The following is a 14,949-nucleotide window of genomic DNA, read 5'->3' on the forward strand; positions in this document are numbered from 1 at the left end:
TTTCCTTATTTTGTAATGGTCCAGTCTTCAATATTCCACATAACACCTACGGAATGATGTCCCAGAACACGTGTGGTATCCAGTCCGTCAAGTCCGGAAACGCCTACATAATCTCCCTGAAGATAAGCAACCAGAAGGATTCCAGGTGCCTTGGCATATGCCTTTTCGAATTCACTATATGCTTCTTTTCTGGCTTCCTCAGTCTCACCGTGACGGCCTTCCTCAAGATATTTATCCACATCTGCATTGGAATAATGCATGTTGTTTCCACTTGCGTCGGTTACAAAGTTTACATATGCCATATCCGGGTCAAACTGTGTTGCATAGCCGGCAAGAAATCCATTGTATCCTGCATCCCAGTCAAATTTGGTAACAAGCTTTACTTCCATTTCCACACCAGCCTGCTTCAGCATATCAGACATGACATTGGCAATATCCACACGCTCTTCTTCGTAATCACGTACCTGGATGGTAAAGTGGAATTTCTGTCCGTTTCTCTCATAGATCCCATCATCACCTTTTTTCCATCCCAGCTCTTCCATCTTCTTTGCAAAGGTATCCAAATCATAGGAGTAGATATTGGCTTCCTTATCTGTTCCGAGAGGGTTTCTCTGGATCGGGCTGTATGCCGGCTCTCCCTGTCCTGCAAGAACACCTGCAATAATGGAATCCTTATCCAGCGCATAATTCAGAACGCCGATAGAATCTCCGTTTTCCTTCCAGAAATCTGTGCTCATATCCATGGCTGCTCCACGGTAATCTGCTGTGGTGAACTCCCAGTAATTATATCCGTCCTTATCCTTGAACTGAGAAGCGTAGTTGGAATTCAGCCATGCAAGATCCGCCTCACCGGACTGGAGCATGGTTGCCTTTGTAGTCTCATCCGATACTGTACGATATACAACGGTCTCAATATTCGGAACCTTTCCGTAATAATCTTCATTTCGTTTCAGTGTGATCATTCCGCCGGTAGCATCCCAGTCTTCAAATTTATAACGGCCTGTTCCCACCGGATTCTGGTTAAAGGATGTGGTATTCACGTCCTCTCCTTCCAGAAGATGCTCAGGAAGGATTCCCATGGTAAAATAATCCAGCATGGCAGCATCATACTGATCCAGTGTAAAGATCACAGTCTGATCATCCGGTGCCTCAATGCTTGTAATGTCCTGATAGTTGCTGGTGATGCTGGCTCCCAGGGTTTCATCCTCTGTAAGCTCCTTATATGTGTATACAACATCCTCTGCATTGAAATCTTCTCCATCATGCCACTTAACACCATCTCGAAGCTTAAAAGTATAGGTATTGGTAGCCTTGTCAAAGGTATAGCTCTCTGCAAGATCCTCTACCGGCTTTCCATTGGCATCATATTTCATCAGTCCTGAAAAAATAAGATCCGGAAGTTCATCATGATTATTCAGAAGGGGATTGATCGTACTTTCTGACTCACCTGCATATACCAGAGTTTTGTTTTCTTCTGCCGCAGCTACGGTTACCGCACTGCCTGCAGCTGCTCCTGTACATGCTGCGGTCACTGCTGCCAGTGTTATCGCCGCATATTTTCTTCCATAGTTGTTTCCTGTTCTCTTTTTCATTCTGTTTTCCTCATCTTTCCTTATTTTCAAACCGGTTATCTACATCTCGGAATGTTTTATCACGGTTTGCGTCCAAATTTTTTTTCTGACTGCATCAGAGATTGCTGTAATGGTTATTTACCTCACTTCTCACAAAGCTTCCCATACTGGTAATGCACATTAAAGTAATGACCAGAAAAACTCCTGGGATCACGATCACCCACCAGGTATTCATGATCAGTGCTTTATTTGCCAGTGAGAGCATACTTCCCCAGGAGACTACATCTGCCGGAAGCCCGAGGCCAAGGAAGCTTAAAGTAGATTCCATGGTAATACAGCTGCTTACCGAAGAAATTACTACAAACATGATCGCCGAAACAAAATTCGGGATCAGATGGTGATACATCACATATCCAAAACTTCCTCCGCAGAGTCTTGCATACATCACATAATCACTGTTCCTTATCTGCCGTACTTCACTTCTTACAATACGTGCCAGTGCAAACCACCCGGTAATACCGATGATCACAGATATGCTGATCACATCATTGGCCTGAATAACCGCAGACAGGATCAGGATCAGCAGAAGGGTCGGAATACTTCCGCACATTTCCGTAAACCGCATCAGAACCGAATCCACCTTTGGACCTGCTGTTCCACTGATGCATCCGTAGGTAACACCGATCACAGTAATGATCGCAGCACCCAGAAGTCCGATCACCAGAGAAACCCTTCCGCCATACCAGATCAGTGAATAAATATCTCTTCCAAGCGAATCCGTTCCAAAGATAAATTCCTTTCCCGGCGGTGTATTCAGATTCTGGAGATAAAAACCTGAGGGATCATGATTTGCAACAACATTTGCAAATACACAGCCAAAAACGATCAGAAAAAGCAGGAACATGGAAAATACCGGTTTCCCCTTCAGCTTTTCCTGAAATGTTTTTTTTCGTTTTTCAGATCCTTGCTGCTTCCACCCGGCACCAACTACCTGAAAAAGCTCAGCTTCTGAAAGCTTCCGGTCAGCTACCATACCCTCACCTCCGAATCCTTCATTCTTGGATCGATCTCTTCATTGACAGTCTGTGCAACAAAGCTGCTTAAAAATACGATGAATCCCGTGATCAGCACATCGATCATCAGCAGGTTATAATCATGATATTTAGCAGATTCCACTGCAAGATTTCCAATTCCCGCATAATTGAAAACAGCTTCCACAGTTACAGTCCCACCCGTTACATGGGGTACCGAAACTGCCATAATACTCACGATCGTCGGCATTACATTTCGAAGACAATGCTTCCACAGGATCTTTCTTTTGGAAAGTCCCTTGGATCTGGCAAGAAGTACATAATCCTTCCGCACCTCATCCAGGAATTTGTTACGTATCATATATGCGTAATACCAGAGATGGCTGAAGATCATTACTACCAGCGGAAGGATCATATGCTTCATACGATTGCCGATACTATCTGCCATTCCCACATCATAGGCACCGCTGCTTGGAAACCATCCAAGATTTACACTGAAGATCAGGATCAGTACCACACCAAGCCAGAAAGCCGGCACATAATAGGCTGCTGTTCCGATCTTGCAGATCAGCCGGTCGATCCACTGATTCTCATGAAGCGTACAGAATATGGCGATCAGAACTGCCAGTATAAAGATCACAATATAAGCAATTCCTCCCAGCACCAGAGTATTTCCGATCAGCGGTCTAATCACATTCATAACCGGCTGCCTGTATTTCAGCGACAATCCGAAATCACCATGGACTACATTGGTAAACCACCTTACATACTGTACCCCGATCCCCTGATCCAGTCCTAGTCTCGTTCTGGCCGCAGCCACCTCATCGCTGGTCATCATTTCCAGGGAATCTCCGTAAAAGGACTGCAGGGGATCTCCCGGTGCCAGTCTCGCCAGCCAGAACACCACCACAGACAGCAGAAACATAACCACAGCAAGCAGAAGGATCCGCTTCAGGATCCGGATGACGAGTTTATTTTCTTTGTTCATAATTTTCCTTTCCCACTGCCCTTTACAGTTCAGACAGACATTCGCATTCCGCTCTGCTGCATGCTCATGAACACAAATCGTGGAGCGATTTGTGTTCATATTTCAAAAGCAGTTATGGCATCCAAAACCATAACTGCTTTTGAAAGGGTCGTGTTATTATTCGACAAAACATTTGTATGCACAAATAGGAGTGCGCGGAGGTTATGTGCATCACAGTGTTTTTATATTCAGCACGCGGAGTGTGCTGCTGATATTATTTTATCATTTAACAGCTTTCGGACAACCCCGGTACGGGGATATTGGACAGTCGGTTTTAGCATGGATGTGTATTCCATATAAAAAACGGGACTTTTCTGTATCAGGAACCTGTGTCCCGTGCAGAAAAATCCCGTCTGGTCTTTTGCTTTATTCTTTTATCACTTCCCGGAAATCTGAAGTCTTTCCTTCACGAATCCCAGAAAATCCTTTCCCTGTTCACTGAGCTCTTCACCTCTCCGGCAAATGCACCCGTAAACAAGTTTCTGGCCTTCTCCCGGAAATGTATATTTCACGGAGGAATATCCCGGATCACGGCCGGAAAGATCCGCACCACTGATATTACACAACTCTCCGGACCCAAGAAGACGTTCCACGATATAATCACTGTTTGTTACGACTACGGTCTCTGCCTCCACTGCGGAATGACCGTTTTCCTCTACAAGGTTCCGGTAATTATCCGGGGAAAATTCATCGGGAAATCTCTGGATCAGCCTGAGCTGGGACATATTAAAAGCTCCCTCATCTGCTGTATCTGCTTTCCTTTTCCCGGTATAAATATTTACCTCGGTTTCCGTCAGCAGCTCAAATTCCAGGTAATTCCGGGAAAGAAAATACTGGAACGCTGCCAGCTGATTCTGCATCACATAGGCGAATCCCATATCATCCTGTCTGGCTTTCACACGTTTTATGATCTCATGGGTATCTGCTGCGTAAACCTGATAATGAAGATCATCGCACTTATGTGCTTCATAATACGTTACGAAGGTATCCGCAAACCAGGAGCTGGGATGAAAGCATACACACAGGTTGCTTTTTGCAAGTGGCTGTGCCTGCATTTCCAGTTCATCTATATTTTCCAGGATCCTCTGCACATGGATATATGCACGCTCTCCTTCCGGTGTCAGCTCTATGCCCTTTGCATGACGGACAAACAGCTGGGTACGCATATCATCTTCCATGGAACGGATTACCTTGCTTACATTTGACTGCGTGGTAAAAAGCAGCTCTGCAGCCTGGCTGAAGGAGCCTGTTTTGGCACAGGCCGCAAAATACTGGATCTGTTTTATATTGAGCATGATCCTACCTCGGTTTCTTCGCAAAGATCAAAAACATCGGGGTCGGATTATAAAACTCGTCTTTTTCTGTATAAATACGTTTGCTGATACCAAGATCAAAGAAAAATTCTTCCACACCTATACGGCTCAGCGTTTCCAGATCCCATGCCGGACGCAGAAAAGAACTGATGGGCAGCTGCCGCTTGATATCCTCGCATTCCTGCATCAGCTCATCCTGGATCTGATGATGGGCATGATTCTCCGGAAGATCCGCAGTGTCCGCAAAGTCTGCTGCTCCGTAGTTTGCATCCAGATTGATCATCACTCCGCCCGGTTTCAGTACGCGGAACCATTCCTGATAAGCATGCTCCGCGTCCGGAAGTGTCCAGGTAAGGTTTCGTGATACGATCACGTCAAATTCCTCATCCGGAAAATCCGGAGCTTCTGCATCCATCACCATAAACTGACAGTCTGCTTTTTCTTCCTCCGCCAGCTCCTTTGCATGAGTGATCATATCCGGTGTCAGATCGATCCCGGTTACCTGATGGCCTTCCTTTGCAAGAAGAATGGTAAAAAATCCGGTTCCGCAACCTACATCCAGGATTCGGAGATTCTTTTTCTCAGGCAGATACTTCTTAAGCTCAGTCATCCAGCGGCCTGCAAGTGCACTGTGAAGCTCTGCTCTTCTCTGTTCCAGAAAGCTGTCGCTGCGCCTGGTCCAGTACTGGGCGATCCTTGTTTTCCGCTCGTCTTTTTCTCTTACGATATTTCCGTAGGTGATCACAGGGCCGCCTTCCACAACCTGAAGACTGGATACCTGATAAAGGATCACACCATCCATGTCTGCACGACAGATTTCCTGTACATTTCCCTCATAATCACGGATCTCGCCAAGATACTCATCCTGATGAACAATATCGCCTGGTTTCTTCACCGGGTACCAGAGACCGTTGACACTGGCGCACTGATAACGCACATCATCCATTTTCAGCGGATAGTACGTACTGTGGGAACGGATTCCGTTATAGGCTCCGATGCTGCAGAGGATATTTCTTACATCTCTTCGCATGGAATCCACTTCCTCCCGTTCCCAGGTTCCCATACAGCCGCGTTCCAGAAGGACCGCCGGAATATGGAAGGTACTTGCCGCATAATTGTAGGCGCCGCCTGTACTCACATTTGACTGTACCATATATGGGACATCAACCTGCTCTGCCATTTTTCGGGAAGCTTCCACGATCTCTGGCTTTGCCACGCCTGCAAAATATACATACGGAGTCAGCTCCTCATAATCATCACCGCCGTGAAGATCGATATAATAATCTGCCTTCCGGATCAGGGATTCTGTGATGGCCGCTGCCAGTCGTTCCATTTTTGTGCCATCTTTTCTGCCAGGGAAAACACGGTTCAGATTTTTTCCGTCTTCCCAGCTGATGCTGCCTGCACGCTTCTCAAAGTCTTCCCGGTTCAGTACCTTTACCAGAACCAGCTGGCCCTTTACCTTTTCCGGTTTCAGCCGCTTCGACAGCTCGATCAGAGTCTGGATCCCTACATACTCTCCTGCATGAAGACCTGCTGTGACGAGAACGGTTTTTCCAGGATCTTTTCCACGGATGATGGTTGCAGGAAGGACAAATTCTCCATCTCCGAGCTCAAGAAAGCCTTCTGTTTTTTCTCCTGCCGCAACCGGAAGATTCAGGAAATGATCCGGCTTTACACCAGTTACCATAAACATTGGTGTGGACTGATAATTTAATCTCTCCTCCTCACTCCAGACCGTTTTCCATATTTCTGTGTCTGTGCGAATCCCAAGAAGTCCTGCTTCTCTGAGAGTTTTTACATCCCACTGGGGACGACTGATCTTTGACAGCGGTACCTGGAGGGCAATCCGCTCCATGCGCTCAATATCCGTACAGAGATAGTGATCATCCAGGCTGTTGTTTTCCACATTTTTCCGGTCGTTTTCGTAGGCCTTACGCTGCTCTTCCTCATAAAGATAACCGTACCAGTTGGCATCAAAATTCAGAAGTCTTCCTCCTACCTTCAGTACACGGACCCACTCTCTGTAAGCAACATCAGGATGCTCCAGATTCCAGGTAAGATTTCGGGAAATGACCACGTCAAAGGTATTATCCTCAAAATCCAGCTTCTGTGCATCCATCCTCAAAAAGCGGATATTCCGGCAAAGGTCTCCTGCATTTTCCTTTGCCTTTTCCAGCATTCCTTCCGTATAATCCACTGCATCTACATGATATCCGGCTTCTGCCAGGATCACAGGAAAAAATCCGGGGCCTGTTCCGATATCCAGGATACGGATCTCTTCCTTGGGTTTGTCCGGAAACTGACTGGTCAGCACCTTAAGCCATGCGTTTTTCTGCGTTCCTGCAAGCTCTTTATGATTCACTTCGGAGTACCCTTCTGTACGGGTGCTCCAGTAAGATTCGATTTCATCGAGAAGTTTTTCCACGTTGATTCCTCCGCACTTTTCTATTCACGTGAGGGAGATCAGGTCCCTCACAGGTCACGTTTAATGTACCAAATTGTCAGGGTATTAACAAGCCCCTGGGGGGGATTCCCAAAATTGCTCTGCTGATAAAATTCCCAAATGCCACACACTGCTTCTGTACTCCTGTCCACCTTGTAATTCTCCGAATGCTGTGGTATCATCCTGGCTGTAGTAATTCAGTAATATAACCGAAATTGAAAGGATGGTTCATATACAAATGACAACACAGGAACTGGCCTATGAAGTTATCAGCCGTTTAAAAAAGGAATATCCGGATGCAGACTGTACACTGGATTATGATGATGCCTGGAAGCTTCTTGTAAGTGTCCGTCTGGCAGCTCAGTGCACCGATGCCCGGGTCAATGTAGTTGTTCAGGATCTCTATGCAAAATACCCAGATGTGGCAGCCCTGGCAGCAGCAGAGCCGGAAGCGATCGAAGCCATTGTACGTCCCTGCGGCCTTGGAAAAAGCAAAGCCCGGGACATCAGCGCCTGTATGCGCATTCTCCACGAACAGTATCACGACAAGGTGCCGGAAGACTTTAACGCGCTTCTGAAACTTCCCGGTGTGGGCCGAAAAAGCGCAAACCTAATCATGGGTGACGTATTCGGCAAGCCCGCCATTGTAACAGATACTCACTGTATCCGCCTTTCCAACCGCATCGGCCTTGTCCATGACATGAAGGATCCAAAAAAGGTGGAAATGGCTCTCTGGAAGATCATCCCTCCGGAAGAAGGCAATGATCTCTGCCACCGTCTTGTCAATCATGGAAGAGAAGTCTGTACAGCGCGGACAAAGCCTTACTGTGACCGCTGCTGTCTCAATGATATCTGCGAAAAAAATGGGATCTGAATGTATGCAGTTCAATAAACCTTCAGACCCCGGAAAGGAAAAACATAATGAATTTCAAAAAACTGGAAAATAATCTCCTGGATATGATCCAGGAACAACAGGTAAAGATCGGATACATGAGCGGAGTTACCCGTTTTTATTATCCGCTGCAGTCTCTGAACCGCCTTCTTGGCACAGAGCTTACGGAAGAAGAAATGCAGCATGCAATGGAAGAATTCTCAGATCATGCCTGTGACCGTCTTGGAAAAGTAACGGCTTCTTCCAAAAACGGGCGTTTCTGCATCACCCTGCCGCCTCAGGCCTCGGACTACGTTCACGAAAACCGGAAGCCGAGTGAATTTCTGGTACGCTTTATAGGCACGGTTGCCCGTCATGGCTGTACTCTGGATGAAGTGATGGACGTTTTTCATGCTTATTCCGACCATGTACACATGGAAAAAACAACCGGAACCGGATTTGATTATCTTGTATATTTCGAAGACGGGATTCCGGATGACTACCGGTATTGTCTGTCCCTGGAGGGTGAGCATATGATCTATCATAAGTTCACACCTGAGGACTATGAGGACTTCGGATTCTGATCTCCGAACACCGGGCAAGTTTTCCCCTCTGCTTATTGCTTTTCGCAGCTCTGCAGGGAACTTCCTTTATTTGCTAAACAACCGCCGGTCTGCAGACAGATCTTCAAAAAGTCCTCTGCAGATCGACGGTTGTTTTTATTTTCTATGCACGGAATTTCTTCTGCATCTCCCGCACCATATCTTTCCTCTTAAACAGGAACAGCCATACCAGCATCAGAAAGCTGACGCATATACAGATCAGCGACGGATACAGCACCGTTACCACACCGGCAGCCAGCAGGATCACAGGGATCACTCCTCCGAAAGCTCCTGCTTCCAGAAGATAGATCATATATTCCGCCACCTCCAGCTTCTGTACCGCAGTGATCACCCACATGGAGCAGATCACAGCAAGCGAAGCCAGAGGAAGCAGATAATCCACAGACCAGCCACGCCAACCGGTAAACACATCCCAAAGCACTCCTGCAACAGCTGCGATCACCAGCTGCCACATCTCATTCTTCAGAAGATTCCGCCGCTTCACATAAGCCACTGAAACCATCAGCCAGGTGCAGAACGCCCCTGCAGTCACAAACCAGGCCCAGCCTATATGACTATCCAGCAGATAATCGATCAGATTACATACCACAGCCAGCACAATACACAGAAATGTAAAGCTCTCAAAAAGCTTCATCTGCTGTTTCTGCTCCTCTTTTTGTCCCGGAAGATCATTCTCCCGAATTTTACAGGATACCTGCTCATTTTTCAGTCTCTCCACAAAATTCCGCTCAATATTTCCATTGGGGATCTTGGACGTAAAGCTTAAAACCATCTCATCTCCAAAAGAACAGGAACACAGCTGCAGACTGTCCGTGCTTGCAAAAAGTCCGAATCTCTGAATATATTTCCGATATTCCTCCGGCATCCGGATGATCCCCACATTGGAATAGATCGCCGTGATAGACCTCCCTCCGAGAGTTGTCCCGGCAAGAAGGAACGGGGTTTTGATCTCCAGTGGTACCAGACGCAGGATCGGATTTTTCTCCAGGCTTACCAAATCATTCAGCTTTGCTTCGATCACGTCCTTACTCAGTTCCTTTGCAAACTGCTCCTTTACGGAGCTCAGAATATCCTCAAAGGCTGTATCAGGCTGAAAATAACAGCTGATCTCGATCCATCCGAAAAAATTTGCCATAGACCGGGACGGAAAATAATTTCTCAAATTTACCGGGATCATCAGACCAATGGGCTTTTTCGCCTGATTCTGAGGTACTTCTTCATGGATCGCCCAGATAAGTGCTGCCGTAAGGAAAACCGTGATCGATACACCGGCCGCTTTTGCACGGGCGTGGATCTCTTTTACCGGAACACAGACTTCCGTGATATTCATATCCTCCTGCCTGAGCTTCTCGCCTTTTAACTGGAAAGCAGGCTTCTTGGACTCTCTCTTTCTTGGCGCATCGGAGGAATAATACTGGGAAAAGCTGTCCTCCTCCATATCCCTGCCCGTAATGTTTTCATCCGAAAAAAGCTCCGGAAGCTCTGCGGATGGGTGCGTCTCCTGAAGATAATTTTTCACCAGCTCCATCAGAAAATGCATGGCTCCCGTTCCATCCGTCAGCGCATGAAATACCTCGAAATTAATCCTGTTCTTATAATAGCTCACCCGAAAAAGAAGCGTTTTTTTGTCCGGAATATAAAGTCCGCTGCAGGGTGCACCTGCTTCTTTCTTTACCACTGCCGGAATATCACGTCTCTCCAGATAAAACCAGAACAGTCCCTTTCTTAAAACTGCACGGAAAAGAGGATATTTTTCCAGTGTCCTCTCCAGGGCTTCCTGCAGGTTTTCTTCTTTTATCTCTTCTTTAAGTTCACAGTAAAAACGAAATACCCTGGTGTCATTCTTTCCTGTCACCGCCGGGAACGCCAGCGCCGCATTGTCAAGTTTTCTCCACTGTGCATATTCGTTCTTCATGATGCTTTCCTTCTTCCTGTTCCTCTGTTTCCAGAAAACGATTTACATATGCAAAGCTCTCCTGCACATGCAGAAATTTGATCCCCAGTGCAAAATACCCGTGAAACGCACCTGCGATCCTGTGCACTTCCACACGATTTCCCGCTTCCTTCAGTTTTTCACCAAATGCCTCACCTTCATCCCGAAGAGGATCGAACTCAGCGGTAAGTATCAGTGTATCCGGCATATTTCGAAAATTCTTCTCCAGGATCGGCGCAAAATAGGGATTCCTCCTGTCTTCCGGACAACTCTCATAGAATTTCAGATAATCTTCCATCTTCTCCGCTGTGAGAAGATAACCGGTTCCATTTGTTTTTACGGATTCAAAAGGAGAGTCTTCCGTATAACAGTTGTTCAGTGCCGGATAAATAAGGATCTGTTTTTTGGGAAAAAAATCTCCGCGGTCTCTGGCCATCATACATACAGCCGCTGCCAGATTTCCGCCTGCACTATCTCCCATAATGGTGATACGATCCGGATCCGTATTCAGAAGAAAACGATTGGTGTAAAAAGTCTTCGCAGCTGCATAACAATCCATCAGTCCCACCGGGAAACGGTATTCCGGTGCCAGCCTGTATTCAACAGACGCCACGATCTGACCGGTAGACTGTGCCATTCTGGCACAAACCCGCTGATAATTCTCTACACTTTCCGTAACCCAGCCACCGCCATGGAAAAACAGGATCACCGGTGGTTTTTTTCCGGAGGCGGCACCGTTTTCCATGTCCTCTTCTGTTGGAAAAAACAGACGGATCGGCACTTTATAGTCTCCGTTATAAACTTCCGCATCCAGTGTCCTGTAAAAGATCCTCATAGGATCCATCTTCTTAAGATCTGCCAGCTTTCTGGAAGCCTCCACTTCGATCCCGCCATAGGAAAGAGCATGGAGCACTGTCCGCACGGCACGTGGCATAGCCGCTTCTCTCCCGGTCGGAATGCCCGGAACTATGACTGGGCGGCTTCTTCTGTTTTCTTTTCTTGTATAGATATATTTTGTTTCTGTTTCGTATCTTCCAGGAATGCAGACTTGTTTCACGCAGGTACGCCTGTAGGCAATCCTCTTCAGGATCTCATGATCTGTACGGATGATCACTTCCGTTCCCTTATAGCCCCGGATATAATATCTGTTTTCTTTCTTTTTTATACGTGGTTGTCTCAATCGCAGTAAATATTTTTTGATTACTTTTTCCTCCGTGGATTTTTCCTTTATTTTCACCTATGATAGCATCCGCAGTCTATGAGTACAAGTCATAGTAAAAAATATACTGCTGCATGATCCCACGCATTCCTCTGTATCTGCGGTTGGGAAATCCTCTTTTGTAATGCACGTCCATGACCTGACGGATGTGGGTATCTATGGGAAAAGCATCCATATGATGCAGTGCAAACAGGCAGATACATTCAGCTACCTTTTCTCCCACACCACAGAGCTTCATCAGCTCCTTCTTTGCCTGAGGGTAACGCATATCATAGATTTTTTCCAAGGAGATCTGACCGGATGCAATGGTCCTGGCCGTTACTGCGATATATTTTGCCCGGTATCCCAGGCCGCATCCTCTTAACTCCTCTTCCGTTGCCTGACTCAGCGCCTCTACAGTCGGAAAAGCGTAGTATTCCACACCTGCAGATGAATTTTTTCGCTCTCCGTACTTCCGGCAGATGGTTTCGATACATTTGCGGATACGCTTGATATTGTTCTGCTGAGATATCAGAAACGTAACGATCATTTCCCAGAGATCCTGTCTTAATATCCGTATCCCGTCTCCTGCCTTTATTGCGGCACCCAGATATTTATCCCGTGGATTAGCAGCATTCATGTAAGCTTCATAATCCGTATCCAGATCAAAATAAAGCACCCAGTAACAGATAAATTCCTCCTGAGAGCAGCAGAAATCCACCACTCCGTCTTTCTGATACATTTCCAGATACTGGTCTCCCGCCACCATGGAAAAATGTCCGTCTCCAAGCTTTCTCATCCGGAAGCACTGTCCGGAATCGCATATTTTATCAAGGCTGAAATGTTCCAGCTCTACTGTGATCATGTCTGTTCCTCTCGTAAATATTTTTCCTTATATAATATTCTGTATTCTCTTGGTGTCATCCGGTACCGTTCCCGGAATACCCGGTTAAAAGTCCTCTGACTTTCAAATCCCGGGATCTGCACATACGCCTGTTCCACTGCAAGATTATCATCCTTCTCCTTGCGGTTTGCCCTGAGACACCGTACCGCATTTACAATATCCGGATGCACCTGCTCCTTTTTTATAACCGGGTCTTCCGGACAGCTGTTCTGAATGATATCCGCAAACTGACCAGTCAATACCGGCTTTGCCCAGAGATAGACTGCTTTGTTTTCTCCCGTAGAGAACACCTGATAGTGATGGATCACATCCGGAAAGATCACTGCAAAATCTCCCTCTTCCATATGATAAAGCTCCTGTCCCATACCAAGCTCCAGAGTTCCCTCTGTGATATAGATAAACTCTATGGAGTTATGAAGATGGGGTGAAGCATGGGCTGAGGTCCGCAGATGAATATGGAGATTCTTCTTTTTTTCTTCGTATACTGGAAACATGGATTTTTCTCTCCGCAATATTTGACTACTTTTTCTGTGTTTTTGGCACGTAATATTTCCGAGAGTTTATTATAATGCATTTGTAAGTTAAAGAAAAGAGGAGGAAAATAAAATGAAAAAAATCATAGAATTTATCAAATATGCGATCAAATGCTACGTGGAGATCAATGCAAGAAATCCATATTTCCGCTAAGAAGATCCTCAATAATATCTGAGGTCACGGATATTTTGTGTGGATCATGCGCATGAAAAAAACTGAATAAAAGTCAATAAATGACTTGTGCGAAAATAATATCACCTGGCATCATGAAGTATCTCCAAAGCCCGTTTATATCTTCCATGCAGCCGTGATATCTGTTCAGCAGACATATTTTCGCAGTCAGAAAGACGTGTTACATCAGAATTGTGGAGCAGATCAGCCTGCTTCACTTTTTTTGCGATCGGATTCTTCCGGAGCTTCCGGATATAATCGAAATAATTCATATTCTTATCTCTTGTAAGACAACGTAAGGCCTCCACAACCTCTTCCGGAAATTCTCCGGCAAGATCCTCAAATGTGATCTCTGTATCTTCTATCACATCGTGCAGAAGTGCCGTACATACACTGAGTTCATCATCCATCTGCTCCGCTACGTGAAATGGATGAAAGATATAAGGTGTCCCGCTTCGATCTGTCTGTCCATGATGTGCCTCGTACGCCACCTTCATAGCTTTTTTCGTCAAAGCTGTATAAATCATAGCTGTGCCTCCCGTCAGGTCTTTCGAACCCCCGTTCATACTCTGTATTACACAGTATAGCATCTATATTTCCTACATACAAGGATAAAAAGTTTTATATATCTATCATTTTTACTTATATACGACAATTTTCTGATTATAATATTCCCCAAATTCTGCTGTTCTTATTTGGAGCTTTCATTCGATCATGAACTCGCTTGCCCTCATTCTGAAATTAGTATATACTTACTAGTACAGCGAAAATTAAGTTTCTGCCATATTGACGCAGGATGATTTCTTCATCTGCAAGGCGGAGGAATGAGGCGTAGCGGTGGCTACGACGATTGACGACAACGCAGCAGATGAAAAATCAGACAAGTCAATATGGCGGTTACTTAATATTCGCTGTACTAGGTCAGGTAAAACTATCCATATTCATGGTATTACACGGATCACTTCATTTTAAAAAAGAAAGGAATCTTACCTATGAAATTTATATATCCCGCAGTTTTCCGTCCCACAGAGGACAAAAAATACAATGCTTTTTTTCCGGATCTTGCCTGCTGTGAAGCCAACGGTGACACGCTGGATGATGCCATCGAAAATGCCAATGCAGCTGCATACGACTGGATCTACACAGAGCTTATGGAATTTGAGGGAAAGCTTCCTCCGGTTTCCGATGAGAGCGATCTGGAGCTTCAGGAGGGAGACGTTGTCCGCAATATCTCTGTAAATATCCGCTTCCAGGATGGCTGGGACGAATAAACTCTCGTATCACAAAAACAAAGGCGACATTTAATATCATTTTCAATAAATGTCCG

General features: G+C 45.8%; 13 protein-coding genes. 3 read left to right on the top strand and 10 right to left on the bottom strand.

Going from position 1 to position 14,949, the window contains the following annotated elements; translation table 11 throughout:
* Window positions 1-5 precede the first annotated feature (5 nt).
* From NE638_RS00580 to NE638_RS00600, 5 genes are all read right to left on the bottom strand, one after another.
* The gene (locus NE638_RS00580) at window positions 6-1,592 is read right to left on the bottom strand and encodes an ABC transporter substrate-binding protein (RefSeq protein ID WP_161209154.1); all 1,587 of its coding nucleotides are present in this window, start codon (window positions 1,590-1,592) and stop codon (window positions 6-8) included.
* A gap of 94 nt (window positions 1,593-1,686) precedes the next feature.
* Complete coding sequence (locus NE638_RS00585; RefSeq protein ID WP_161209156.1) at window positions 1,687-2,604, bottom strand: ABC transporter permease; 918 nt, start codon at window positions 2,602-2,604, stop codon at window positions 1,687-1,689.
* Window positions 2,598-3,590, bottom strand: a complete 993-nt coding sequence (locus NE638_RS00590; RefSeq protein WP_092071774.1) for an ABC transporter permease — start codon at window positions 3,588-3,590, stop codon at window positions 2,598-2,600. Before NE638_RS00590 ends, NE638_RS00585 begins: the two co-directional genes overlap by 7 nt.
* A gap of 416 nt (window positions 3,591-4,006) precedes the next feature.
* On the bottom strand, window positions 4,007-4,924 hold the full coding sequence (locus tag NE638_RS00595) for a LysR family transcriptional regulator (protein WP_161209158.1): 918 nt from the start codon (window positions 4,922-4,924) through the stop codon (window positions 4,007-4,009).
* 4 nt (window positions 4,925-4,928) lie between these two features.
* A complete protein-coding gene (locus NE638_RS00600; RefSeq protein ID WP_173745607.1) occupies window positions 4,929-7,370 on the bottom strand; it encodes a methyltransferase domain-containing protein in 2,442 nt (813 codons plus the stop codon).
* A 256-nt stretch (window positions 7,371-7,626) separates the two neighbouring features.
* On the opposite strand from NE638_RS00600, the gene NE638_RS00605 reads away from it, so the two are divergent.
* Window positions 7,627-8,262, top strand: a complete 636-nt coding sequence (locus tag NE638_RS00605; RefSeq protein WP_022427162.1) for an endonuclease III domain-containing protein — start codon at window positions 7,627-7,629, stop codon at window positions 8,260-8,262.
* A 47-nt stretch (window positions 8,263-8,309) separates the two neighbouring features.
* Window positions 8,310-8,843, top strand: coding sequence for a DUF3877 family protein (locus NE638_RS00610; RefSeq protein WP_161209162.1), 534 nt, complete (start codon window positions 8,310-8,312; stop codon window positions 8,841-8,843).
* Between the two features lie 142 nt (window positions 8,844-8,985).
* Here the strand turns inward: NE638_RS00610 and NE638_RS00615 are convergent, their stop codons facing one another.
* From NE638_RS00615 to NE638_RS00635, 5 genes are all read right to left on the bottom strand, one after another.
* Window positions 8,986-10,797: a DUF6320 domain-containing protein gene (locus NE638_RS00615; RefSeq protein WP_059086220.1), complete on the bottom strand. Its 1,812-nt coding sequence runs from the start codon at window positions 10,795-10,797 to the stop codon at window positions 8,986-8,988.
* The gene (locus NE638_RS00620; protein ID WP_330383264.1) at window positions 10,763-12,052 is read right to left on the bottom strand and encodes an alpha/beta hydrolase; all 1,290 of its coding nucleotides are present in this window, start codon (window positions 12,050-12,052) and stop codon (window positions 10,763-10,765) included. The genes NE638_RS00615 and NE638_RS00620 overlap by 35 nt, the downstream gene beginning before the upstream one ends.
* Window positions 12,053-12,071: 19 nt before the next feature.
* Window positions 12,072-12,878: a DNA-3-methyladenine glycosylase family protein gene (locus NE638_RS00625; protein WP_021652785.1), complete on the bottom strand. Its 807-nt coding sequence runs from the start codon at window positions 12,876-12,878 to the stop codon at window positions 12,072-12,074.
* Entirely contained in the window at window positions 12,875-13,411 is a 537-nt protein-coding gene (locus NE638_RS00630; RefSeq protein ID WP_147603203.1) for an AraC family transcriptional regulator, read from the bottom strand. Before NE638_RS00630 ends, NE638_RS00625 begins: the two co-directional genes overlap by 4 nt.
* A gap of 294 nt (window positions 13,412-13,705) precedes the next feature.
* Entirely contained in the window at window positions 13,706-14,149 is a 444-nt protein-coding gene (locus NE638_RS00635; protein ID WP_161209168.1) for an HD domain-containing protein, read from the bottom strand.
* Window positions 14,150-14,614: 465 nt separating this feature from the next.
* On the opposite strand from NE638_RS00635, the gene NE638_RS00640 reads away from it, so the two are divergent.
* Window positions 14,615-14,893: a type II toxin-antitoxin system HicB family antitoxin gene (locus tag NE638_RS00640; RefSeq protein WP_015525547.1), complete on the top strand. Its 279-nt coding sequence runs from the start codon at window positions 14,615-14,617 to the stop codon at window positions 14,891-14,893.
* Window positions 14,894-14,949: the final 56 nt, after the last annotated feature.

Source organism: Blautia sp. MSK.18.38, from assembly GCF_024460535.1.
Classification (GTDB): Bacteria; Bacillota; Clostridia; order Lachnospirales; family Lachnospiraceae; genus Blautia_A; species Blautia_A fusiformis.

Bases quoted from the DNA above. Each gene is read 5' to 3' on its own strand.
- NE638_RS00640 (WP_015525547.1), top strand. From the start codon at position 14,615: ATGAAATTTATATATCCCGCAGTTTTCCGTCCCACAGAGGACAAAAAA.
- NE638_RS00615 (WP_059086220.1), bottom strand. From the start codon at position 10,797: ATGAAGAACGAATATGCACAGTGGAGAAAACTTGACAATGCGGCGCTG.
- NE638_RS00630 (WP_147603203.1), bottom strand. From the start codon at position 13,411: ATGTTTCCAGTATACGAAGAAAAAAAGAAGAATCTCCATATTCATCTG.
- NE638_RS00610 (WP_161209162.1), top strand. From the start codon at position 8,310: ATGAATTTCAAAAAACTGGAAAATAATCTCCTGGATATGATCCAGGAA.
- NE638_RS00585 (WP_161209156.1), bottom strand. From the start codon at position 2,604: ATGGTAGCTGACCGGAAGCTTTCAGAAGCTGAGCTTTTTCAGGTAGTT.
- NE638_RS00635 (WP_161209168.1), bottom strand. From the start codon at position 14,149: ATGATTTATACAGCTTTGACGAAAAAAGCTATGAAGGTGGCGTACGAG.
- NE638_RS00580 (WP_161209154.1), bottom strand. From the start codon at position 1,592: ATGAAAAAGAGAACAGGAAACAACTATGGAAGAAAATATGCGGCGATA.
- NE638_RS00590 (WP_092071774.1), bottom strand. From the start codon at position 3,590: ATGAACAAAGAAAATAAACTCGTCATCCGGATCCTGAAGCGGATCCTT.
- NE638_RS00595 (WP_161209158.1), bottom strand. From the start codon at position 4,924: ATGCTCAATATAAAACAGATCCAGTATTTTGCGGCCTGTGCCAAAACA.
- NE638_RS00605 (WP_022427162.1), top strand. From the start codon at position 7,627: ATGACAACACAGGAACTGGCCTATGAAGTTATCAGCCGTTTAAAAAAG.
- NE638_RS00625 (WP_021652785.1), bottom strand. From the start codon at position 12,878: ATGATCACAGTAGAGCTGGAACATTTCAGCCTTGATAAAATATGCGAT.